Genomic DNA, 22,945 nt, shown 5'->3' on the forward strand with positions numbered 1-22,945 from the left:
GTCGTCGCCAGACGTTTTTTATTGCCCACATGGAAATGGGGCAATAAAAAACGTCTGGGTACCCCGGTGTGTACCGCAGGGGCGGAGCCCCGAGGAACGCACCGAGCCGGAGCCGCGGGCAGCGGCGGAGGAGACGTTTTTTTTGTATCCCCAGGAGACCCGCAAGGGGCCTGGGGATAAAAAAGAACTCTCTGGAAGGCGACGACCGTGCCAGGCGCGTACCGCAGGGGCAACGTCCCGAGGAACGCGCCGAGCCGGAGCCGCGGGCAGCGGTTGGCAGAGACGCGCACCAGAGACCGTCTGCCTTCGTCAGAAAGAACGCTCCGGGGCCAAAAACCTCTCCGGGAGACCTCCGGAGCGAAGAGTTCCCGGAAATCGTAGTGTAGCGACTTGCCAACCATCGGCTGGGGCGCTATGCTGGGTATGGAAGGATTTCATGAGCGATCATAACAGCGAACTACAGTTGGTAACGTTTCAGCTCGGTGCTGAGTACTATGGGATCGACATTATGCAGGTGAAGAGTATTGAGGAGACCAAAGAGGTCCGCCCCATACCGAACTCACCAGCCTACGTGGAGGGTATCTTTAATCTCCGCGGTGAGATCATCCCGGTCATAAACCTGCACAAGCGGTTTCATCTCGCCCGCGTCGTCGCCGATGAGGACGATGAACTCCTGCGGGGCTTTTTGATCATCCGGGTAGCGGGAATGCACGTGGCCATTATCATCGATAAGGTCTCTCGCGTTCTGACGGTGAACACCGGGGAGGTTCAGCAACCGCCTCAAATGATTTCGGGAATCGGCGCAGAGTATATCGAGGGCGTTGTTGCTCGCGAGGAAGGGTACCTGATCATCCTTGATATCGATCGCCTTTTCAACATGCGGGAACTGGCTCAGCTGGAAACAATAGCCCGGTAACAAGAGATCGGTCCTCATGATTCCCACATTTCGACCAACTATCAGACGGGCTGATATGGATGCGGTCCTGACCCGCCTTGCCGAAGACTCTATCGGCTCGGGGGTTTTGGCCGGTGAGTTCTCGCAGAAGCTCGCGAAGCATCTGAACCGGCGTAGCGGGATCTCGTTCCGCAGCTGGGGCATGGCTTTCCGGGCGGCCCTGACGGCACTGGATCTGCCCGAGGGGGCCCGCATTGGTTGTTCCGTTCTCGCTCCGGAAGCTGTTCGGCGCCAGATCGACGCCAGGGGCTACGAAACTGTTCTGATCGACACGCAGAAAGACGTGCCCCTTCTTCCTTCTCCCCTGAACGTGGATTACGAGGCCTTTCGGCTGGACGCGCTCTATGTAGATACCCGGCTTGGCTTTGTGCCCGATCTGGATACCTTCGCCCAGCTCGGGATTCCGCTCCTGGAGGACATCTCCGAGGGGCTGGGAGGCAACACAGGGTCTGTCATGGCGGGGAGTGTGGGCGAACTCACAATAATCGGGCTCGAGCCGGAACACATTATCACCGCAGGCGGGGGCGCTGTGGTCGCAACAAGCAACACGCGTCGGGTCGCTGCCCTGAACAGTGCCGTGAACGGAGAGTCCGGTGATTTGCCCATGCCCGATATGAACTCTGCCCTGGGGCTCACGCAAATGAAGCAGCTCGAAGCCTTTATCGAGCGTCGCAGGGATCTCGCCCGGCGGTTTGTGCGAACCCTGCAGCGGACGCGTCATTCCCTGCCCGTGCAACCCGGAGATGGGGAAAACGTCTATTGCGCGCTTCCCGTGCTGGTGGAAAGCTCCCCCCGTGACGTGGAACATTACGCGCGAACCCACGGGGTGACCGTGATCAGGGCCTTTCAGACAACCATTCTGAATGCTCTCTCCGATACAGACCCTTCCTCCTCCGACGCAGATCAATCCCCGGAGTCACCTTCCGGAACCGATACAACCGCCATGACCGAGACGGTGCTCAAGCGCTTTCCCCAGGCGCTCTCCCTGGCCGGTCGGATGGTGCTCTTTCCGCTCTTCCCTGCCTTGAGCAAGGCCGACCAGGAGCGAATCGAACGCGTCCTCGCCACGCTTCCCTGACGGTCGGCCTATCCCGGGCGTTGCATTGTGTGCGAAAATGAGCGGCACGGGACAAGCTTCGCACCTGGGTGCGCCCGTACTGAAGAGCAGGGGAGTATGCCAGTGAAAGACCAGATCAGATCGGTGCTGGTGATTGCCAATACCGTCAAACCCGGGGCCCGTGAGCTTGCCGGCGAGATCGAGAGCTATTGCATTCGTCGAGGCTTGCAGGCCCAGGTCGTCCTCTACGATGGTGAAGCCTCGTCGCTTCCGGAAAAAGACGGTTTCGATCTGGCTGTGACCCTGGGGGGGGACGGGACTGTCCTCTTCGCAAGCCGGGTCCTGGCAGGTCACAATGTGCCGATCCTGCCGGTGAACCTGGGAGATTTCGGCTTTATCAGTGAGGTCGGCCACGACGAGTGGCAGCAAGCTCTTGAACGATATCTCGCCGGAGGGATCGATATCGGAGACCGGCTGGTACTGGATGTGGAGGTGCTGCGGGAGGGCGGGCGTCTCTGCGCTTTCCGGGGGCTCAACGACGCCGTTGTCTCTTCCGAGGGGATATCTCGCATGGTGCGGCTCACGGTGCGCCTGAGCGATCAGTATCTGGGTGTTTACCGGGCTGACGGCGTGATGGTGGCTACTCCCACAGGGTCAACAGCCTACTCTGCCGCTGCGGGAGGTCCCATCCTCCACCCTGAGATGGAGGCGATGATCCTTAACCCGATCTGTCCCTTTACCCTCTCGCACCGGCCGATCGTTATTCCTCCCGACGAAGTTGTGGAGATTCAGATAGCGCAGGAACAGCGGACACAGGTCGCTCTTACCGTGGACGGCCAGACCATGACTCCTCTGGTTCAGGGCGATACGGTCATCGTTCGTGCGAGTCCCAAGAAGGCACGGATTGTTCGCTCCGATCGGAGAACCTTCTACGAGGTTCTCCGAAGCAAACTCAATTGGGCGGGTGGTTTGGATGATTGAGCGCATCACGGTTCGCAACTTTATACTGGTGGAACACCTTGAGCTGGACTTTACCCCGGGATTTACCGTCCTCACGGGGGAGACGGGGGCGGGTAAGAGTATCCTCGTGGGCGCGCTCTCGCTTCTTTTCGGCGGAAAAGGGGGGGCTGATCTGGTCCGGGCCGGGGCCCAGGAAGCCCTGGTGGCGGGAGAGTTTAATGTAAGGGANCACGCCGGATGCGCCTCCTGGCTCTCCTCCCGGGCTATCGAACCCGACGAGGGGGTCATTCTGATCCGCCGTACCGTAAANACNTCCGGNCGCGGNACTATTTACATGCAGGACCTTCCCGTGACCAGGGGNGATCTGGAAGAGTTCGCAGGATTCCTGCTGGATCTGCACAGCCAGCACGAACATCAGTCTCTCTTTCATGAGGTCTCGCACCGGCGTCTGGTGGATCGCTACGCCGGGATCGAGGCGGACGTAGCCCGCTATGGTGAGGATTTTTCCCGTCTGGGAGAGTTGCAGCAACGCCTTCAGAGTCTGAAAGAACGGGAGAGCGATCGCCATCGGCAGACGGAAATGCTCGAGTTCTCGCTCCGGGAGATCGAGTCCGCCGGGATTCGACCTGGCGAATGGGATGATCTGGAGGCGGAGAGGGTAAAACTGGTCCAGTACGAAAANCTGGCGACCCAGATCGAGGGCGTCTGTCGTCTGGCCGAGCCGTCTCCTGCCGGGGATCTCTCTGTGCTGGACCAGATGAAGAGTGCCAGACAGGAGCTCTCGGGCGCAGCCCGAATAGACCAGTCCCTGGAAGGCGAGGCGGAACGGCTCGAGAACCTCTATTACGAGATGGAGGATCTTCTCCACTCCGTGGCAGNGTATCGCGACGGGATGATCTACGATCCTGCCCGGCTCGATGCCATCGAAGAGCGGCTGGCCACCCTGCGAGGGCTCTTCCGGAAATACGGGGACGACGAGGAAGCAGTGCTGCAGTACGCCCGGGAGGCCAGAACATCGCTGGATGAGATGGGCCAGACCGAAGAAAACCGTGAAAATCTGACCCGGGAGATAGCCCGGATGGAACAGCGAATCGGTCAGGAGGCGCGCCGACTTCATTCCCTGCGCACCGAGGCTGCCGGGGGGCTCGAGGAGCGAATCCGGGCGGTTCTCTCGGAGCTTGCCATGGGACGGGCCGAGTTCATCGTATCGGTCCAGATGAAGACGGGGGAATCGGGGCGTCTGATCTGCGGTCCCCAGGGGGCTGACCGGATTCGTTTTCTGATCTCCACCAATACCGGCGAGGAACCGCGACCGCTCTCCCAGGTTGCCTCGGGAGGGGAGCTGTCCCGGGTCATGCTGGCGATCAAAACCGTTCTGGCCGGGAGCGATGATCTGCGGACCCTGGTTTTTGACGAGATCGACACGGGTATCGGTGGACAGGTAGCGTTGGCTCTGGCCGCTCACCTGCGCAGTCTGGCTGACCACACACAGGTGATTTGTATTACCCACCTTGCGACGATCGCCGTTCGTGCCGATAATCATATAGCGGTGGAGAAAAGCGTCGAGGGAAACCGTACGATTATTTCCGCACGAAAGCTCTCCGATCAGGATTGTGTGCAGGAGATCGCCCGGATGCTCTCCGGCGACGGCCAGGAGGCGCATAGTCTGGATCACGCTCGCGCCCTGCTCGACCGCTATCGGGGAGATGCTCATGGGGAAGATTAGTAACGAGGCTCGGCAACAGTACTTCGAGCGGATCAAGGAATACAAGCACACTGCCGAGGCGATTTTACAGCGTGAAAAGAGCCTCCTGAAGGTGATCGCTGGAGATCAGAGCGGTGCCAGCTATAAGTATCTGGCTCTGGCAGAGGAGCGTCTGAATATGGCCTCCTATTTTCTGTTGCAGAACGCGCTCTCGGTAACGCTTCTGGGGGTGAAGAACGAGGCCTTTCTGAACGATGCGCGGAAAAGTTGCTACCAGTCGGTGATTTATCTGGAAGAAGTCGTTTCGAGCCACATCGATCTGCCCTTTTCGGAGTATTCCGACTTTCTGGAATCCATAGAAGGCGTTTCCGATGAAAACCGCTATCGTCTGGCACGCAAACTGGGGTTTACGATCCAGTCGGTGGTAGACGCCTTCGGGCGCAACTCAAAGTGGCGGTGGTCCTTTGTGGAGCTCGAGGGCCGTTACGCTGCGGTGGCAAAGAATCTGGTGAACTTCAAGACCTTTATCGCCGGTCTCGATCCCCAGGTAGAAGGGTATCAGGCCCGAATGGGCATGCTGGAACTGATCATCTATCTGTTGAGCCAGTCGGCCGACCGCTATCGGGAGAAGTACGAGCTCTCCACCCTGCGTATCGACGATTTCAAGCGGGCCATTTCCTTTCTGGCCGCTCTGCGCCGAATCTACGTTGTGTTGGGTGAAGCGGAAAAATCGGAGGAAGTGAAAAAGAAGATGGAAGTCTGGAAGGCAAAGATGGATGCCGACGAGAAGAATCAGGCGCAACAGCGAAAACGCAAAGGGTAGCCCCGGTGGGAGCGATTTTACGGATACTCCTTCTCGGTCTTGGCGCGATCGCCCTGGCCCTCGTTGTGCCCCGCGCGGCGGGAGAAGAACTACGGGTGCGCCTGCTCTGGGATCAGGACCTCTCCCAGGAGATGGTGATCCTCTCCGATTCCGGAGGCTGGGCCTCGGGGAACGCTGTTTTTGCCGTGGGAGCAAATACCCTGGGGAGTTTTGCCAGAGAGGATGGATCAATTCTCTCGGGAGCGATCCGGCATCGCTCTTTCTCGCAATCCGGCAACTACTACATCAACCAGGCTGGCACCATCGCCGATCGGTGGGCTGTCATGGACGGGAGGACAGGATCCGTCTCCTTTCACGAACGACAGGGACTGCCCCGGTTATACGGGCCGGTTCTGGCGCAGTTCGGGGCGCGGGAGATCCTTCTCCGGGACAGCCGTTTCGGTGGAACGGTCTCTCTCCCCCGACGGGAGGCGCTCTCCACGTTTGACGCGCTTCCCGGTGGAGACGATGGGGAGCGTCCAGCCTTCGCGGTGATGGGCGATATCTTTGGTGAGGTCTCTCTGCACCGGATCGATCTTTCCAGGGCCGCAGAGGATGAAGCCGAGGAGAGATACCGTTTGCCCTCCGCCGAAGGTCCCGTCTTTGGAGTGAAGCTGCTCCCCGGGGAGCCCCCTTTTGTGGTGGTCGTGCGGGGGCTGGACCCCCAGGTGGTGGAGCTGTTCCGCTACGGCACGACGGTTCCGCTTTTGCGCGAGGAAGTTCATTCCGACAACGCCGTGGAGGAGCCCCTGGTTTTCCACGAGCTGGATCAGTCTCAGGTGATGGTCGCCCTGAGGGATTCCGTTCTTCTCGTCGATGTTCACGAAAAGACCCTCCGCTATAGCACTGTTTCTGCCACGGGCGCCGTTGCTGCAACGGTACCGGGGGAGCGGGGTGATCTTCTGGTTGCCACCGCCCGGGATCAGGGTCTCTCCCTGGCCTTGTGGACCCTGGCGGGCTTTGACCGTCCCCGGGAGGACCGGCGGGGACCGCTGACATGGTCTTTGCCGGGGGCCCGTCTCGCTGCTTCCACTGAGAATCTTCTGGTGCTCGAACGGAAAGATCGCTTCTTTGCTTTCGAGGTAGCGCCATGATCATTATCACGGGGATCCTCTTTTTTGGGCTTTCCCTTTTCTCTCCCGGGTTGCTCTTTGGAGAGGATCTTGGCGAAGGCGGGCCGGGGGAGGGATGGACCTGGCCCATGGAGGGATCGTTTGATGTGAGTCAGGGTGATTCGGCCTCGGGTTTCGTGTACCGTCTCGTTCCGCGTTCCCGGGACAGTCTCCTCCGGGCTGTGGCACCGGGAGAGGTCATTTTCCGCTCCCGCTCTGCGCGAAATGAAATTCTCCGCAGTTCCGCCGTACCCCGGGAAAGAGAGTTTGTCGCCATCAGGCATCACGAAGGTTTTGTTGCGGGCTATTTCAGTGAGGGGGCGCTCCAGGGTTTTCCTGGCCCTCCCGGGAAGGATGCCCAGGCACACGCCTGGATAGATGTGGTGCTCTGGGATGAGCTCCTTCAGGAACAGGTGAATCCCCGTCTCCTCTGGTCCGATCCAGAACAATTTGCCCGAACCGCCATTCCTCCCCTCGAGTTCTTTCAGGAGGGTTCTCCCTCGGTCCCCTCGTCCCTTCAGGAGGGAGAGGTGGTCCTGCGCATCCCTTCGGGAAGACTCGATGTGACCCGCTTGCCCTGGGAAATCCGGATTCTCGAGAGAGGAGAACTGAGGGAGGAAGCCCGGTTCGTCTTCCCCCGCGATCTGGAACGCCTTGCAACTCCCTCGGGAGATATCGAACTCTTACGGTTCGAGGCGCGTCCCGGCCGGGGAAGTCTGGTGGTGGAGGCGGTTCGTTTTGACAGGACGATCCAGCGAAGAACCCTGCCTTTTACCGTCCGGGAGCGGCCCGCTGATCAGTCCGGCTCTTGACACTTCTCCCGGCTTTTTCCATGATGACCCAATGTCTTTGGAGATGATTGCGTGATTAGACGTCGCCTGGAAGAACTGTCCCTGCAGGCCCTCTTTGCCCTGGCTGAGCAGAATGGGCTCGATCTCGGGCCGGACACAGATCGTGGGTCGGTTATCGAGGAGCTGGAAGACCTGATCGCCGAGAATCAGGAAGACCGGGAACAGAACAATAGTGTTACCGTCCGGATACAGCAGAAAAAGTTTACCCTGATCAACGATGACGATACGCCCCTGACGGGGGAACAGTTGGATGGCTTCGAGCTTCCCGATGATTACGAGATAAACAAGATCACCCTGATGCTGCGGGACCCCCGCTGGGCCTTCGCCTACTGGGATCTGAGCTCGGCCAAAAAGCGGGAGTATAGCGAATCTTCCCGATTCGATGGAATTTCCCTGAGGGTTATCGAGGTGGAACGGGAAAAACAGGAGATCGTCATTCGCGATTCCTTTGAAATTCCGGTGCAACTGAGCGATTCCAGCTGGTACATACATATTCCCCGGCAGAAGACCTCGTACCGGATTCAGCTGATAGGGCTGATTCAGCATCGCCGGGAGCTGCTCGCTGTCTCCAACAGGATTTACGTTCCGGCCGCCCACCTGCCGGTGACACCCGAGGCAATGACGCCCCGGCAGATGGCGCTCTTTGAGCTCTGCGGTATGGAGTACCTGGAAGTCAGCCCCTTCGGCAGCGATGCTGCACAGTCGACGCAGGAGTAACATTATCGTGGGAAAATCTGTCCTCATCCTTCATTCGCATTTGCCCTTGGTGCGCCACCCCGAGTACGAGACTTTTCTGGAAGAGCGATGGCTCTTTGAGGCGATCAGCGAAACCTATCTTCCCTTGCTACGCATGCTGCATCGACTTGATACGGAGGGCATCCCCTCTCCCATGGCGATGTGTTTCTCTCCCACCCTGAGTTTCATGCTCCAGGATCCCCTGCTCATGGAGCGGTACGGCCAGTTCCTGGACAAAACGATCGAGCTTGCAGAGCAGGAGCTGGAGAGAACTGCCGGAGATCCTCAGCTTTCCCCCCTGGCGCAGATGTATCACGCGCGCTACACCACGGACCGGGAGGAGCTGCACTCCCTCTACGGGGGAAACATTCTCCAGGGGTTTGAGCGGTTTTCCCGAAAGGGAACGATCGAACTCATTGCCACCGCTGCCACCCACGCCTTTCTGCCGAATTACCGCAACTACTCCGAGGTTGTGCGGTGTCAGGTGGAGCTGGGGATCGAAAGCCACGTGAAGCACTTCGGTCGTCCGCCGAGGGGGTTCTGGTTGCCCGAATGCGGGTATTACGAGGGCCTCGACAGGATTCTCGCCGACGCAGGGGTAGAGTATTTTGTGGGGGCTGCTCACGGCGTCCTCTTTGGAGAGCCCTCGCCTGCCACGGGAACGTATGCACCTCTTGCCACGAAGGCGGGCGTGGCCGTCTTCCCCCGCGATGTCTATACCGCGACCTGGGTCTGGTCCTCTGACCAGGGATATCCCAGCCACCCTTCGTATCGGGATTTCTATCGAGATATCGGCTATGATCTTCCGCTGGAGCAGGTGGGCCCCTTTATCCACGACGGGAACGTTCGGATCGATACCGGTTTCAAGTATCATGCGATTACCGGCCCTACCGATGACAAGGTCCTCTACGACCAGGAGGCGGGGCGCAGACAGGCGAGGGAACACGCCCTGGATTTCTATACCCGNCAGAAGGAGCACAGCGCCCGGCTCAGCGAGATCTTTCCCGTAGAACCCGTCATGACCAGCCCCTTTGATACGGAGCTCTTTGGACACTGGTGGTTCGAGGGCCCNCTGTGGCTGGAGGAGCTCTTTCGTGTTGCTCACGAGGATCAGCAGAAANCCCTGGGGGCAAACGGTGCNGAGGGGGTGTCCTTTTCCATGACCACTCCTTCGGCCTACCTGGACGACTGCGGCACTGCAGGACAGGTCTGTCCCACTTTTTCCAGCTGGGGAAGCGGGGGGTACGCCCAGGTCTGGATGGATGGAAGCAACGACTGGATCTACCGCCATACCCATCAGGCCGTGGAACGTATGGCCGAGCTCGTGGCCCGCTTCCCCGACGAATCGGGGTTGAAGGAGCGGGCCCTGAACCAGGCGGCCCGGGAGGTGTTGCTCTCCATGGGGTCCGACTGGCCCTTTATCATGAATGCCCGCACCGTTGTGACCTATGCGGANCGGCGGCTCAAGGAGCACCTTTACAACTTCACCCGGGTCTATGATGCCCTCTCCCAGCGAAACATGGGAACAGAATGGCTCACNCGGCTTGAGAAAAAGCATCCTCTCTTCCCTGATCTGGACTACCGGCGGATGAAACGGGCCACCACCGAGGCGTTGCGGGACCTGACCTGATTCCCTTCCTTCCGNTGAACCGTTGAAATATCGCTCCGGCAGGGCTCTCGGGCCCTGCCGGGTCTTCTGANCATCGCTCATCCCGTTATCTATCGTTCCTGTTTTTCCGTTTTCCCGTTCTCTCGTGATAACTCCTTCCTCCGATCAGCGCAGATCCTCGGACCTCTCCTGATTGAGAGGGGGAGTCCCCTCATGACGGAGTCCGGCGTGGCCTGGAATGAAATCGGNGAAGGGGAAACATTTGTGTAGTTCTTTGGGTGAATTTTTTTCGGGGATTTCCGGAATTCTGTCTACAAACATTGACAGCTTTGTTTGGTGCGCTAGTATATAATGGATGTGGTAAAGAGTGGGAAATACTAGGATTTTGTGGTGAAAAAGGGATGATTACTGGCCAATACCGGAGCGCGCTCGACGACAAAGGCAGGATACTCGTGCCCAGTCGTTTGCGCGGTGAAATTCCGGGGGCGTCCCTGGTTGTCACTGCGGGGATCGATCGGTGTTTGTGGCTCTTCCCTCCCGACGAGTGGAAACAGTTGTCGGACCAGCTTATGGAGGCGGCCTCTCCCTTTTCCCGGAGGGCCCGGCTTCTGCAGCGGCGGATTATCGCACCGGCTCAGGAGATCGAGCTGGACAAGGCTGGGCGGATTCTCATCCCACCCAGCCTGAAGGAGACCGTGGGGCTCAGGAAAGACTGTGTCCTCCACGGAATCAAAAAGTACATCGAGATATGGGATGTGNATGAATACTCCGCATATCTCCAGGAACACGAGGATGAGTTTCAGGAGGCGGCCGAAGAACTGGGAGGGGCCGTCTCCTTCTTCTAGAACTTCTGGAAGATCCGGTTTCGCCTGAGACCGGTTTTTTCTGAAGATTCTGTGCAGAAAGGCTTTAATCACGGAGACGCTTTGAAATGACCGATCTTGTACATGAGCCAGTGCTATTGCAATCCGTGGAAGAGCTCTTTTTTCCGCTGGAACCGGGAGCGGTGATCTGTGACGCCACCCTGGGGGGAGGGGGGCATACCGCCCGCTTTCTCGAGCGCTCCGGGACCTGCCGGGTTGTCGGGATCGATGTGGATAGCCAGATGCTGGAGAGGGCACGAAAACGGCTCGGAGCGGATCCCCGGGTGGAGTTTGTCTGCGGGTGGTTCGACGAGGTCNTGGAAGAACGAAGGGGTTTTGACAGAATCCTGATCGATCTGGGGATCTCCATGATTCATATGAAAAGCCCCGATCGGGGTTTCTCCCTTCGGGAAGAGGGGCCCCTTGATATGCGGCTGAACGCTACCGGTCAGGACTTTTCGGCGAAGGAATTTATCCTGCAGAGCAGCGAGCAGGAACTGGCCGATGTTATTTTCCGTTACGGTGAAGAACGCTATTCCCGGCGTATCGCCGCCGCCATTGTAGAGGCTCGCCACGGGGGAATCGGTACCACGGCGGACCTGGCCGAGGTGGTGCGTCGGGCCGTGCCTCCGGCCTACCGGCGGGGCAGGGTGCATCCGGCGACAAAGACCTTCCAGGCTCTGAGAATTCTGGTAAANGACGAGCTCCAGCGNCTGGAGCGGGTCATCCCCCGGGCTGCGGAAGCTCTGAANCCCCGGGGACGGTTGGGTATCATAACCTTCCACTCCCTGGAAGACCGGATCGTGAAACATCGTTTTCGGGACCTGGCCCGGGATACATCGCAGGATGCGTCCCGGCAGGAGTACCGGCAAAGGGACTCTTCAGGTTCCCTGAATCTGCCGATGGTAACGAAAGAGGAGAGGTTTCGGGTGATCACCAAAAAACCCATCGCTCCCTCGGAAGAGGAGAGAGCTGCCAATCCCGCTTCCCGCAGTGCCAAACTCCGGGTTCTGGAGCGGGAATTCCCGGGAGAGAACCAGGGGAGCGAATCATGACGAAGATTGTGATGATCGGAACGGCCATAACGCTGATCTCGACGCTCTTTTTTGCAAACGTCTGGCAGTCCTACCGGTTTGTGCAACTGGAGCGGGAAGTTGTCGCGACCCAGAGGAGGCATCAGTCTCTTCTCGAAGAGAACAAGCGGCTTGTGGTGGGGATTGCGAGCCTTCGTTCTCCCCNGAGGATCCGGGCTCTGGCCGAGACTACCCTTGCNCTGGAACCTCTTTCTTCGGATCGTATTCAGCGCGTTGATCTTTCGGGGGGGGCTCGTGGAACCCCGTGAACTATTTCGGCTTGGAGANCTCCCNCTGGCGGTTCACGGGGAGGTCCTCTTTTCCGCGGCTGCGGTGGCGCACGAGGAGACGNCCCTGGTCTCGGTTTGTATCGATTCCCGCCAGTGTCGTGAGGGTTCTCTCTTTGTTGCCCTTCCCGGAGCGTGCACCGACGGGCATCGCCACGTCGGGGATGCGCTCAGTCGGGGGGCTGTGGCTGCGGTGGTGAGTACCCGGGAAGATCCCCTGAGCGGTCAGGAGTGGTCGCTGCCCGTGGTGTGCGTCCAGGACACGCTCGTGGCGCTCCACCAGCTGGCCGGGTGGTACTGCCGGACGCATCTGGCAGGAATCTTCCGGATCGGCGTTACAGGAAGCAACGGCAAGACCACCACAAAAGAGATGATCGCCGCGATTCTACGTTGCGCCGGGCCCACCAGTGCAAGTTTCGGAAACCTGAACTCCGAGACCGGAGTCCCCCTTGCCCTGTTTCAGACCGACCGGGAGGCTCGCTACGCCGTCTATGAGATGGCCATGAGCAACCCCGGCGAGATGGTTGCGCTGGCAGATATGGTGCGGCCCGACCTGGCGGTGATAACCAATATCGGCGTAGCCCANATCGGGAATCTTGGGAGTCAGGAAGCGATCGCCCGGGAAAAAAAGGCGATCGCCTCGTGCTTCGACGGTTCCCAGAGTCTTCTTGTCCCCGAGGATGATCCCTTCTGTACCTTCCTGCAGGAAGGGGTCTCCGGTCAGGTCCTGACCTTCGGGGTAGAAAGCCAGAAGGCGAGTTTCGAAGCGGGGGATGAGCCGGGTGAACAGCGAATCTGCGTGGAGGGAGAATGGTATACCCTTCCTCTGGAGGGTGCTCATAACGGCCGGAACGCTCTGGCCGCTGTGGCTGTGGCCCGAGTTCTGGAAATCGGGGCCGATTGCCTGCATCAGGGGTTCCGGACGCTGCGGCTGCCCTCGGGCAGAAGCGAGGTGCTTCAGGGTCGGGAAGGGATCCTGATTCTGAACGACTCCTATAACGCGAATCCCGAATCGTGCCACGCGGCGCTGGAAACGGTGGCTTCCCTTCATGCCCAGCGGTTGCACCGTGGTGATGCCGGGGCCGGGAGTCACCTGGTTNTGATTCTGGGTGAGATGGCGGAGTTGGGATCGGCGACGGTTTCCGGCCACAGGAGCGTTCTGGAACAGGCAATTTCCCTGGGACCTGCTCTGGTTCTGCTGGTGGGTGCCCTGGACCGCGAGGGTTCGGGTGCAGAGGAATCGGCCTGGGACAGGCTGGAGCAGGACCAGGCGGAATTGTTTCACCGGGAATGCCGAGTCCTGCGGTTCGCTTCGGTGNAGGACGTACTGGCACAGGGTGTTCTGCTTCCTCAGGGAGCGCTCCTTGCCGGTGGCGAGACCCTTCTCCTGAAGGGGAGCCGCTCAGCCGGGCTGGAGCTGCTTTTGCCCTCGCTGGTCGATCCCGATCCTGCCGGGGCAGGACCGGTCACGGCTTCGAACCCGGAAGCGCCGGAGACAGCCCCTTCGTTCCATCATCCGCTCAAACCGGAGGCCTCCGACGATGCTTAAAGAACTTCTTTTTCCCCTGAGCNGGCATTTCACGCCCTTCAACGTGTTTCAGTACATCACCTTTCGTGCTGCCTACGCTGCTGTAACGGCCTTGCTCATAACCTTTCTCTGCGGTCCCTGGGTCATCCAGTATTTACGGAAACTTCGTTTTGGCGAAGAGATCCGGGCCGATGGACCGGAAACGCATCAGCAAAAATCAGGAACACCCACCATGGGTGGTGTCCTGATCATTTTCTCCATCGTGGTATCGGGGGNGCTCTGGCTNGATATCTCGGTGGTCTATAGTCTCATCGGCCTTCTGGCCGTGGTGGGATTTGGTGCAATCGGGATGGTGGATGATCTCCAGAAGATCCTGCTGAAGAACAAGGATGGCCTTCACGGGTGGGGAAAGATCCTTGGACAGGTTACNGTGGCCCTGGTGATCGCGCTCCTGCTCTACCACTTTGGCGGCGAACACACCACCGAACTCTATGTGCCTTTTTTCAAGCGCCCCCTCCTGGATCTGGGGGTCTGGTACGTTCCTTTCGCGGTTCTTCTTCTGGTGGGAACCTCGAATGCTGTAAACCTTACGGACGGTCTGGATGGTCTGGCCACGGGGCTTGTTCTTATGGTAAGTCTCACCTTCGGGGTCATCACCTACGTGAGTGGCCGTGTTGATTATGCGTATTATCTCCAGATACCCTATATTCCCGGAGGCGGGGAGCTCGCCGTACTGAGCCTCGCCGTGGCGGGAGCCTGCGTGGGGTTTCTCTGGTTTAACAGCCATCCTGCAGAAATCATGATGGGCGATACGGGGAGCCTCTCTCTGGGCGGAGTTATTGGTGTTCTGGCTTTGATGATCAAGAAAGAGATCCTCCTGGTCATTGTGGGAGGGGTCTTTGTGATGGAGGCGGTGTCTGTGATCGTCCAGGTTCTCTCTTATAAATTGCGGGGAAAACGGGTCTTTCGCATGGCGCCGGTGCACCACCATTTCGAACTCCTGGGGTGGTCGGAAACAAAGGTGGTGCTTCGCTTATGGATACTGGGGGGGCTCTTTGCGATTCTGAGTCTCTCCACGCTGAAGATTCGGTGACGGTGGTGATAGGGCGTAACAGTTTTTTTGTGGAACAGAGCAATGACGAGGTCTCCCGGTTCGACCCGATTCTCCTGGGGCTGGTAATTCTGCTCCTGGTGGTCGGGCTGGGTATGCTTCTCTCCGCCTCCTGGTTCCGCGCAGAACAGCTCTATCGTCAACCTCTCCGCTTCGTCCTCCGCCAGGCTCTCTGGGCGGTGGCAGGTTGCGGGTTATGTGCTGCTGCCGCCCTGGTTCCGCTGGACCTCATCCGTCGTCATCTGAAGTATCTCGTTCTGGGTGTGGCGGTCCTGATGGGGATGACCTTCCTTCCCGGTGTCAGTGCCCGCTACATGGGTGCGAGCCGGTGGATCATTCTCTGGGGTTTCTCCTTTCAGCCCTCGGAGTTGGTCAAGGTTCTTCTGGTGATCCATCTGGCTCACCTTCTTTCCAAGCGGGAAGGGGAGTTTCCCCGGGACCGGCTCTACATCGTCCCGCCCCTGGTGGTGGCGGTCCTCTCATCCATAATTGTTCTCCTCCAGAATGATTATTCCACGGCGATTTTTCTGCTGATTCTCACGTTCCTGCTCTTTTTTGCAGCCGGTGTGCCGACCCGGTATTTTGTGCGCTTCACGGCGCTCATCGTTCCCCTGGGTATGATCGCTCTCTTCAGCCGGGAGCACCGGGTCCGGCGAATTACGGCATTTCTGAATCCCTCCTACGATCCTGCCGGGAGCGGGTTCCAGGTCCTGGCAGCGCGCAGGGCGCTGGCAGAGGGCGGGCCCTGGGGTGCGGGAATCGGCCGGGGAGTCCGGAAGATGGGTGGAATCCCCGAGGTCCAGTCGGACTTCATCTTTGCTGTTCTGGGGGAAGAGCTGGGGTTTTTCGGCGTCTTTCTCGTGCTCCTGGCGTTTCTGCTTTTTTCCCTGAGGGGGATCGCTCTGGCGCGGCGGCAGGAGGACTGGTTCCGGTACCTTCTGATATACGGCCTCACCATGAGTATCACGATTCAGGCCATGATAAACGTGGCTGTCGTGGCGGGGCTCCTGCCAGCCACGGGAATTCCCCTGCCCTTCTTTTCGTCCGGAGGGTCTTCGCTGGTGGTGACCATGATCATGTGCGGTCTGATCATGAACGCCGCGACTCAGCCTGCTTCCAGGGGCCCCAGGTTGTGGGAGGGCTCTCGTGTCTGAGGCAGCTTCGTTCCGCCGGAACCGGGCCTTCTCTTCACAGCCGTCCCGGCAGGCCGTCACCGCCAGGCGCAGGCGAGTGATGCTGTGGGGGCTGGTTTCTGCTGCTCTTCTCATTCCGGGAATCCTGATACTCATGGAGGGCCCCTGGATGCGGATAACCCGCGTTCACGTCCACGCCGATTTTGGTATGTCCCGGGAAGAAATTCTGCGGCAGGCTGGTATTACCGGAGGGATCAGCTATTTCCTTCTCCGGCCCGGCGAGGTTGCTGCCCGGCTCAAGAGAAATCCCCTAATCCGGGAGGCCCAGGTCGAGAAGGTCTTTCCCAACGCGCTTCGCCTGGATCTTGTTCGCCGTCGCCCTCTGGCGCTCACGATCTTCTCCCGCGAGGGGAGAGATGTTCTGGCTGCTGTGGATAAAGAGGGTATCATCTTTGATGCCGGAGGACATCTGGCCACGGTGGATCTCCCCGTGTTCTCGGGGATAACCTTTCAGGGGGGNCCCGTGGGATCCCGCATGCCCGGGACGCTCCAGCATCTGCTCGATGATCTGCACCGGCTCCATCTGGAGGAGCCAAAGCTCTTTGACCGGATTTCCGAACTTCGTGTTGTCCCCCGGACCAAGGGGGGTGTGGACATTCTGCTCTTTACCGCAGATTATCGGATACCTGTACGGATTGGCGACAGGATATCGCCGGAGCTGTGCCGATGGATTCTGGTTGTTCTGGATATCCTCTCCCAGCAGGAACGGGCAGACCAGGTGGCAGAGGTCGATTTCCGGTCAGGAGAGGTGGTGTACCGCATGAAGGAGGGGGCCCGTGGCAGGTGAAAATATGATCGTGGGGCTCGATATCGGAACGAGCAAGGTCACTGTAGTGATCGCCGAGGCCCGGCCAGGAGAACCCCTGGAGATCATCGGCGTCGGGACCGCGCCCTCGTCGGGCCTCCGGCGCGGGGTAGTGATAAATATCGAGGCCACGCTTCGCAGTGTGGTAGACGCGATCGAATCGGCTGAACAAATGGCTGGGCGCGAGGTGAAGCGTGTTGTCAGCGGCATAGCGGGGAGCCACATCAGCGGGTTGAACTCAAGCGGTGTCGTGGCCGTCACCGGCCGGGGGCGCGAGATAACTTCGGCGGATATCGCCCGGGTTATCGAAAATGCCCGGGCCGTTTCGATTCCCATGGATCGGGAAATTCTTCACGTGATACCCCGGAACTACGTAATCGACGAGCAGGGGGGAATAAAGGACCCCCTCGATATGATTGGTGTTCGTCTGGAGGTGGAGGTTCATCTCATCACCGGTTCTGTGACGGCAGCGCAGAATCTGGTGAAGTGCGTGAACCGCGCCGGTTTCGAGATAGCGCAGGTGGTGTTCAACTCCATCGCTGCGGCCGAGGCGGTGCTCTCCCAGGACGAGAAAGACCTGGGGGTTCTCCTGATCGATATCGGGGGGGGGACCACGAACGTCATGGTTTACCAGGACGGGGCTCCCTTCAGCAGTTTTGTTCTTCCCATGGGCGGGAGCCAGGTCACGGGTGATCTCTCGATCATGCTCCGTACGTCCATGGAGTCGGCCGAGAAGATCAAGCGTGAAGACGGGTGCGCCTACATGGCTCTGGTAGAGGAGGGTGAGCCCGTTCTCGTGCCAGGGGTTGGTGGCCGGGCTCCCATCCAGTGTACGCGCGAGCAGATCTGCGAGATCGTTCAGCCCCGAATGGGCGAGATCTTCCGGCTGGTCCGGGAGCGCCTCGACCGTCAGCGCATGCTGGACCGGGTGGCCGGGGGGCTCGTTCTCACGGGTGGGGGGGCTCTGTTGCCGGGTGTGGTAGAGCTTGCCCAGGATGTGTTCGATCTGGGTGGGCGAATCGGGCAACCGAGTCGTCACGGCGGACTGGCCGATCGGTACCAGAGTCCGGAGTTTTCCACCGCCGCAGGGCTGGTGCTCCACGCCTGGCAGAGCGGCTCGGGCGATGTGCCGGGCGGAACGGAACGCAGGAAAGCGGGGTTAAAGCGTGTAACCCGGTGGATGAAGCACTTTTTTTGATGGAATTTTGATGGAATCGCGCGCTTGAAAAAGCGGGAGATGTTTTTATCCTGTGCACAAGGGGAGGGTAGTGCATGAATTTTCAGGTTTATGAGGACGATCTTTCGATCGCCTCGAGCGGGACAAGTCCCACGGTAATCAAGGTTATCGGTGTTGGTGGCGGCGGGAGCAACGCCGTGAATCGGATGATTCAGTCGGGGCTGACGAACGTCGAGTTCATCGCGGTCAATACCGATCTGCAGGCGCTTCAGGGGTCCCAGGCCGAGGTCCGGATTCCCCTGGGAACCAAGATCACGGGTGGCCTCGGTGCGGGTGGTAAACCCGAGATCGGCGAGAAGGCTGCCCAGGAGGACAAGGATCAGGTCCGGTCGGTCCTGGAGGGCGCCGACATGGTGTTTGTCACGGCCGGCATGGGGGGCGGTACGGGAACGGGGGCGGCCCCGGTGATCGCCGATATCGCCCGGAGCCTCGGTATCCTCACGGTGGCGGTGGTAACGAAACCCTTCGATTTTGAGGGGAGGCGGAAGAAGCAGCTCGCCGAGGAGGGGATCGCCCGGTTGCGCGATGCCGTGGATACGCTTATTACCATCCCGAATCAGCACCTGCTGAAAATTGTTCCCAAGGATACGCCCATAACCGATGCATTTCTGGTGGCCGACGATGTTCTCCGCCAGGGGGTCCAGGGGATCAGCGATCTCATCACCAAAGAGGGGATGATCAATATCGACTTCGCCGATGTCCGGACGGTCATGGCCGGTCAGGGTGATGCTCTTATGGGGGTTGGCTCCGGGGACGGGGACAATCGGGCTGTCGATGCGGCAACGAACGCGATCAATAATCCGCTTCTCGAGGATGCCCGGATAGAGGGCGCCGACAAGATCCTGGTGAGTGTCACCGGTGGTACCAGTTTCTCCCTCTCGGAATACGAGGAGATCATGAAGATCATCACGGCTAACGCCGATGCCGAGGTTCTGGTGATCGCCGGGACAACCGTGGACCAGACCCTGGACGAGCAGGTGCGGGTGACGGTGATCGCCACGGGCTTCGGAGAGTCCGATCGGTCGGGTGTCTGTCGCGAGGAAGAGCTGGCGGCTGCCTCGGTGGATCCCGGAAAGGCGGAGCCCAAGGAGGCTGAACCGGAGTTCATCTCCCTCGATTCGTGGAATACCTATACCAGGTCGCAGCCGCACCAGGATGATCTCTTTGCTGAGGACAGCGACGACGAGATCAGGCTCGGGGTTCCGGCAATTCTGCGTAACCGGCGCCTTTCGGGGAGTCGCTGAGAAGAGCCAGGGAGGCGGCGATGGTTTCCACCACGGTCCTGGACCGATTTACCGATTACCTGCAGGTCGAGTTGCGTCTCTCGCAGCAGACCGTTGAGACCTATCTGCGGGAGTGTGTCGCGGCGCAGGGGTACGCAGCGGAGCGGGGGCTGGAGGTGTCTCTCCTCACCACGGCCGACGTGATCGATTATCTCCTCCATCGACAACATGCCGATGCGCCTCTGGACCACCGGACTGTGGCAAAGGGGCTCTCGGCGTTGCGGTCGTTTTTTCAGTTCTGCGTTCTCGAGGGGTTACGGCCCGATAATCCTGCCACGACGATCAGTTCTCCCCGGGGCGAGCATCGCCTGCCGGGAGTGCTTTCGGTGGAAGAGGTGGACCGTCTGCTTGAGCAGATAGATCTGGGGTCTCCCGGGGGGGTCCGCGACCGCGCTCTTTTTGAGTTGATATATTCCTGCGGTTTGAGGATTTCCGAGGCGGTGGATCTGGAGCTCTATAATTTGTATCTCGACGAGGGGCTGGTGCTGGTTCGCGGGAAGGGCGACAGGGAGCGGCTGGTTCCGTTGGGGGAGGAGGCTTCCCGCTGGGTTCAACGGTACCTTTCCGAGGCCCGGCCCCGGCTTGTGAAGGTTGCCTCGGAGCGTGCGGTTTTTGTAAACCGCCTGGGAGGAAGGCTCTCCCGCAAGGGGATGTGGAAACGCTTTCACGAGCTCACCCGGGCTGTGGGGATCGACGCAAAGGTGCATACCCTGCGTCATAGTTTTGCCACGCACCTCCTCGAGGGCGGGGCAGATCTGCGGGCCGTCCAGGAGCTTCTGGGGCACGCCGATATCGGGACTACCCAGATATACACCCACATCGATACCGAGGATCTGCGGGCCTATCACCGGCAGTATCATCCCCGGGGAGGGACTCCCGACGGGGAGGATACGCTGGCATGAGAACCTTCGCCCGATCAGGAGGGACGAAATGATCAAGCTCCGGTTCTGCCGTCCCGGGGAAGCGCAGCCGTTGCGGAGAAGGGTCAGGTCGATCGTTCTCTTCGTGGTGGCGACGGTTGCGCTGGGAGGGGTGACGTTGCTCCTCTCGGGTTGCCCCGGGGAGAAGGAACCGGAGCTCGATTTTTTGCGTGCCACCGAGGGGGTCGAGTATCAGGGGGTGGAGGTCCCGACCGAGCGGATCGCCGAGTTGCGCCGGGAAGTGGGGCGGTACCGGTCAAAGGTGGAGGAGGTAACGGAGGCGCTGGCCCGGGAAGCGTCTTTCCAGAAACTCCTGGCCAACGAGCTTATGCAGCAGGGGATGCACGGACCAGCTCTGGAGGCCTTGCAGCGGGCTCTGGCGATTCAGACGGACAACCCCGTCTTGTACTATCTGGCAGCCGTGGCCTCGGCCCGAACGGCCCGGGCTCACCGGATTGACGGGCAGCGCAGGGAGTTTCTGGAGCTTTCCGAGGCTCTCTATCGTGATGCGATCGCCCTGAACCCCCGGTACCGGGCTGCCCTGTTCGGGCTGGCGGTGTTGCTTTCCTTTGAGCTGGATCGTCCAGCCGATGCTCTTGAATACGCCCGGCGCACGGCGGAGCTCGAGACGAAGGACCCGGCTGTCCGCTTTCTTCTGGCCCACGTGCTGGTCCGTACGGGGAACGTCGACGAAGCCAGCCGGATCTACGACGACCTCGCCCGGACCGCTCCTGCTACGGAGCAGCGCCAGCGGGCAGCGGCGAATCGGGATGAGTTAAGGAGAGACTGGCAGTGAGGGATCAGGCCTGTACGCGCGATGATCTGCTTCGGCGAGCTCTGGAAGGACCCTTTCCCGAGCGGGATGCCCTGCTCATGGTGGGGCGGTTCTCTCCCCTGCGGCCCCTGGAACGGATCAGGTTGCTGGTGACTGCTCCACAGCCGGAGCAGCTTCTGGGTCTGGATCATTACCAGGTAGAGCGGATTATCGGGCGGCCCCTGCGGAGGACAGCCTGGAACCCCCGGCAGCTTCTGGCAGATACGGAGCTTGATCGTCGGTGGCTTTCCCTCGATGAGAGGTGGGTCCTCTGGTTTGGCGACGATCGCTACCCCTCTCACTTGCGGGAGATCTACGATCCCCCGGCGCTTCTCTACGGCTGGGGGCAGCTTCGGGAAGCGGGACGCCGGGGGGTGGCCCTGGTGGGGACGCGCCAGCCCGACCAGGAGGGGGAGGAAGCCGCCTTCGCCACGGGCTATGACCTGGCCCGGCACGGGGTGGTTTGTGTGAGCGGCCTGGCCCGGGGAATAGACGCTGCTGCCCATCGGGGTACGACAGGGGCCGGAGGAACGGCTCTGGCCGTTCTGGGAAGCGGTATCGACGCGGTATATCCTGCGAGCAATCGCCCTTTGGGAGCGGATATTCTCGATCAGGGTGGGGCGATCCTGAGCGAGTATCCCCCGGGCGTTCCCCCGCAGCGTCATCAGTTTCCCGCCCGAAACAGGATTGTTGTGGGGCTTTCGGCGGGTGTGGTGGTCTTTCAGGCTCCCGAACCGTCGGGGGCGCTCATCTCGGCAGAGTTCGGGCTTCAGCTTGGGGTGGATGTAATGGTTCATGCAGCGGGGGCCAGCTGGACCGGATGCCGCCGATTGCTTCAGGCCGGGGCCTCTCTGGTGGAGGGTGCCCGGGATATACTGGATCTGATCGGGCCCGGGGTCCTGGGGGAAGAAGCGGCCCCGGCCGGAGAGCTCCTGTCTCCGGGGGCCGCTGCAGAACAGACAAAGCTTGCACTCTTCGATTCGCCCGGAGAGATTCCTTCAAGGGAGGTGCATCGGTGACAATACCGGAAGAGGCCCTCCGCTATCTGGAGTATCTGCGGAACGTTCGTCGTCTGGCTCCGGCGAGTCTGGAGGCGTATCAGAGGGATCTGCGCATATTTTGCGCTTTTCTGGCGGAACAGGAATGCGATTCCCTGGCCACCCTGGATTCCCGGCTGGTCCGCCATTGGGTTCGGGCCATGGGATCCCAGGGGATCGCAGCGACCAGTGTGAACAGGCGACTCTCGGCGGTGAAGGGGTTTTTCTCCTTCCTCCAGGAGGAAGAAAAGATCCGTTTTAACCCCGCCGAGGCGGTGCGCAGTGTAAAAACTCCCCGGCGTCTGCCGCCCACGATGTTCGAGAAGGAGATGGCCCAGCTTCTGGAGATCGACCGCCATGACCTGGCAGGGTTGCGTACGCGGGCGCTTCTGGAGATCCTCTATTCCACGGGTGCGCGGATCAGCGAGATCTGCGGTGCCAACGTGGACGATCTGGTCTTCCGGAAGCAGGCGCTCCTGGTCCACGGGAAGGGGGGGAAGGACCGGTTTGTCTTTCTGGGGGATGCGGCCTTCGACGTTTTGCGGGAGTATCTGCCGCACCGTCACGAGTTTCTGGTGCAGCGGGGGCTGGTGCAGACCAAGGCGCTCTTTATAAATCTTCGGGGGGGCAGGCTTACCCCTCGGGGAGCCGCGGGTATCATCACCAGGCGAATTGCCGATTCGGGACTGGGGAAGTACCTGACACCCCACGGGTTCCGGCATTCCTTTGCCACCCATCTCCTGAACCACGGTGCGGATATCAGGGTGGTGCAGGAGCTTCTGGGGCATTGTCGTTTGTCCACGACTCAGGTATACACCCAGGTGGGGATGGACCGGCTTCGGCAGGTCTATCGTGACGCTCACCCCCACGCCCGGTTGCGACGGGACAGCCTGAAGAGCCGGGACGCACAGCAAGAGGGAGAGCGATGAATTATACGATAAAGGATGA

At 60.1% G+C, this 22,945-nt stretch carries 21 protein-coding genes; all 21 read left to right on the forward strand.

All coding sequences use genetic code 11. The features are described 5' to 3' along the window. Window positions 1-436: 436 nt before the first annotated feature. Entirely contained in the window at window positions 437-916 is a 480-nt protein-coding gene (locus tag B071_RS0104535; RefSeq protein ID WP_026244979.1) for a chemotaxis protein CheW, read from the forward strand. 16 nt (window positions 917-932) lie between these two features. Then, on the forward strand, window positions 933-2,033 hold the full coding sequence (locus B071_RS0104540) for a DegT/DnrJ/EryC1/StrS family aminotransferase (RefSeq protein ID WP_083914486.1): 1,101 nt from the start codon (window positions 933-935) through the stop codon (window positions 2,031-2,033). A 96-nt stretch (window positions 2,034-2,129) separates the two neighbouring features. Next, window positions 2,130-2,993, forward strand: coding sequence for an NAD(+)/NADH kinase (locus B071_RS0104545; protein WP_438829567.1), 864 nt, complete (start codon window positions 2,130-2,132; stop codon window positions 2,991-2,993). Next, window positions 2,986-4,698: a DNA repair protein RecN gene (gene recN / locus B071_RS0104550; protein ID WP_018525923.1), complete on the forward strand. Its 1,713-nt coding sequence runs from the start codon at window positions 2,986-2,988 to the stop codon at window positions 4,696-4,698. The genes B071_RS0104545 and recN overlap by 8 nt, the downstream gene beginning before the upstream one ends. Next, a complete protein-coding gene (locus B071_RS0104555; RefSeq protein WP_018525924.1) occupies window positions 4,685-5,500 on the forward strand; it encodes a TP0443 family flagellar-associated protein in 816 nt (271 codons plus the stop codon). The genes recN and B071_RS0104555 overlap by 14 nt, the downstream gene beginning before the upstream one ends. A 5-nt stretch (window positions 5,501-5,505) precedes the next feature. After that, entirely contained in the window at window positions 5,506-6,633 is a 1,128-nt protein-coding gene (locus B071_RS0104560; RefSeq protein WP_018525925.1) for a hypothetical protein, read from the forward strand. Next, window positions 6,630-7,463 carry a hypothetical protein gene (locus tag B071_RS0104565; RefSeq protein WP_018525926.1) on the forward strand — a complete coding sequence of 278 codons (834 nt, stop codon included), beginning with the start codon at window positions 6,630-6,632 and terminating at the stop codon, window positions 7,461-7,463. Before B071_RS0104560 ends, B071_RS0104565 begins: the two co-directional genes overlap by 4 nt. A 51-nt stretch (window positions 7,464-7,514) precedes the next feature. Continuing rightward, window positions 7,515-8,219 (forward strand): DUF4912 domain-containing protein, encoded by a 705-nt coding sequence (locus B071_RS0104570; protein WP_018525927.1) that lies wholly within the window; start codon window positions 7,515-7,517, stop codon window positions 8,217-8,219. Next, window positions 8,194-9,867 (forward strand): glycoside hydrolase family 57 protein, encoded by a 1,674-nt coding sequence (locus B071_RS0104575; protein ID WP_051075257.1) that lies wholly within the window; start codon window positions 8,194-8,196, stop codon window positions 9,865-9,867. The genes B071_RS0104570 and B071_RS0104575 overlap by 26 nt, the downstream gene beginning before the upstream one ends. A gap of 380 nt (window positions 9,868-10,247) precedes the next feature. Then, the gene (gene mraZ, locus B071_RS0104580; RefSeq protein ID WP_026244980.1) at window positions 10,248-10,691 is read left to right on the forward strand and encodes a division/cell wall cluster transcriptional repressor MraZ; all 444 of its coding nucleotides are present in this window, start codon (window positions 10,248-10,250) and stop codon (window positions 10,689-10,691) included. Between the two features lie 86 nt (window positions 10,692-10,777). Further along, window positions 10,778-11,764, forward strand: coding sequence for a 16S rRNA (cytosine(1402)-N(4))-methyltransferase RsmH (rsmH, locus tag B071_RS0104585; RefSeq protein WP_026244981.1), 987 nt, complete (start codon window positions 10,778-10,780; stop codon window positions 11,762-11,764). Between the two features lie 351 nt (window positions 11,765-12,115). Continuing rightward, entirely contained in the window at window positions 12,116-13,618 is a 1,503-nt protein-coding gene (locus tag B071_RS18245) for a UDP-N-acetylmuramoyl-tripeptide--D-alanyl-D-alanine ligase (RefSeq protein WP_169336299.1), read from the forward strand. After that, on the forward strand, window positions 13,611-14,690 hold the full coding sequence (gene mraY / locus B071_RS0104600) for a phospho-N-acetylmuramoyl-pentapeptide-transferase (protein ID WP_018525933.1): 1,080 nt from the start codon (window positions 13,611-13,613) through the stop codon (window positions 14,688-14,690). The genes B071_RS18245 and mraY overlap by 8 nt, the downstream gene beginning before the upstream one ends. Then, window positions 14,687-15,862, forward strand: coding sequence for a putative lipid II flippase FtsW (gene ftsW, locus B071_RS15955; RefSeq protein ID WP_018525934.1), 1,176 nt, complete (start codon window positions 14,687-14,689; stop codon window positions 15,860-15,862). The genes mraY and ftsW overlap by 4 nt, the downstream gene beginning before the upstream one ends. A gap of 148 nt (window positions 15,863-16,010) precedes the next feature. Further along, window positions 16,011-16,688 carry a cell division protein FtsQ/DivIB gene (locus tag B071_RS0104610; RefSeq protein WP_438829568.1) on the forward strand — a complete coding sequence of 226 codons (678 nt, stop codon included), beginning with the start codon at window positions 16,011-16,013 and terminating at the stop codon, window positions 16,686-16,688. After that, window positions 16,678-17,904, forward strand: coding sequence for a cell division protein FtsA (gene ftsA, locus B071_RS0104615; protein WP_018525936.1), 1,227 nt, complete (start codon window positions 16,678-16,680; stop codon window positions 17,902-17,904). Before B071_RS0104610 ends, ftsA begins: the two co-directional genes overlap by 11 nt. Before the next feature lie 74 nt (window positions 17,905-17,978). Beyond that, window positions 17,979-19,187 (forward strand): cell division protein FtsZ, encoded by a 1,209-nt coding sequence (gene ftsZ / locus B071_RS0104620; RefSeq protein WP_018525937.1) that lies wholly within the window; start codon window positions 17,979-17,981, stop codon window positions 19,185-19,187. 20 nt (window positions 19,188-19,207) lie between these two features. Beyond that, entirely contained in the window at window positions 19,208-20,128 is a 921-nt protein-coding gene (locus tag B071_RS0104625; RefSeq protein ID WP_018525938.1) for a site-specific tyrosine recombinase, read from the forward strand. A 28-nt stretch (window positions 20,129-20,156) separates the two neighbouring features. Further along, the gene (locus tag B071_RS20165; RefSeq protein WP_018525939.1) at window positions 20,157-20,942 is read left to right on the forward strand and encodes a tetratricopeptide repeat protein; all 786 of its coding nucleotides are present in this window, start codon (window positions 20,157-20,159) and stop codon (window positions 20,940-20,942) included. Next, on the forward strand, window positions 20,939-21,979 hold the full coding sequence (dprA, locus tag B071_RS15960) for a DNA-processing protein DprA (protein WP_018525940.1): 1,041 nt from the start codon (window positions 20,939-20,941) through the stop codon (window positions 21,977-21,979). Before B071_RS20165 ends, dprA begins: the two co-directional genes overlap by 4 nt. Continuing rightward, window positions 21,976-22,926 (forward strand): tyrosine recombinase, encoded by a 951-nt coding sequence (locus B071_RS15965; protein ID WP_018525941.1) that lies wholly within the window; start codon window positions 21,976-21,978, stop codon window positions 22,924-22,926. The genes dprA and B071_RS15965 overlap by 4 nt, the downstream gene beginning before the upstream one ends. Window positions 22,927-22,945: the final 19 nt, after the last annotated feature.

Source organism: Alkalispirochaeta alkalica DSM 8900 (assembly GCF_000373545.1).
In the GTDB taxonomy this organism is placed as follows: Bacteria; Spirochaetota; Spirochaetia; order DSM-27196; family Alkalispirochaetaceae; genus Alkalispirochaeta; species Alkalispirochaeta alkalica.

Excerpts from the sequence above, each read along its gene's own strand:
- B071_RS0104565 (WP_018525926.1), top strand. The coding sequence starts at position 6,630 with ATGATCATTATCACGGGGATCCTCTTTTTTGGGCTTTCCCTTTTCTCT.
- ftsZ (WP_018525937.1), top strand. The coding sequence starts at position 17,979 with ATGAATTTTCAGGTTTATGAGGACGATCTTTCGATCGCCTCGAGCGGG.
- B071_RS20165 (WP_018525939.1), top strand. The coding sequence starts at position 20,157 with ATGATCAAGCTCCGGTTCTGCCGTCCCGGGGAAGCGCAGCCGTTGCGG.
- B071_RS0104535 (WP_026244979.1), top strand. The coding sequence starts at position 437 with ATGAGCGATCATAACAGCGAACTACAGTTGGTAACGTTTCAGCTCGGT.
- B071_RS0104555 (WP_018525924.1), top strand. The coding sequence starts at position 4,685 with ATGGGGAAGATTAGTAACGAGGCTCGGCAACAGTACTTCGAGCGGATC.
- B071_RS0104625 (WP_018525938.1), top strand. The coding sequence starts at position 19,208 with ATGGTTTCCACCACGGTCCTGGACCGATTTACCGATTACCTGCAGGTC.
- B071_RS0104540 (WP_083914486.1), top strand. The coding sequence starts at position 933 with ATGATTCCCACATTTCGACCAACTATCAGACGGGCTGATATGGATGCG.
- B071_RS0104545 (WP_438829567.1), top strand. The coding sequence starts at position 2,130 with ATGCCAGTGAAAGACCAGATCAGATCGGTGCTGGTGATTGCCAATACC.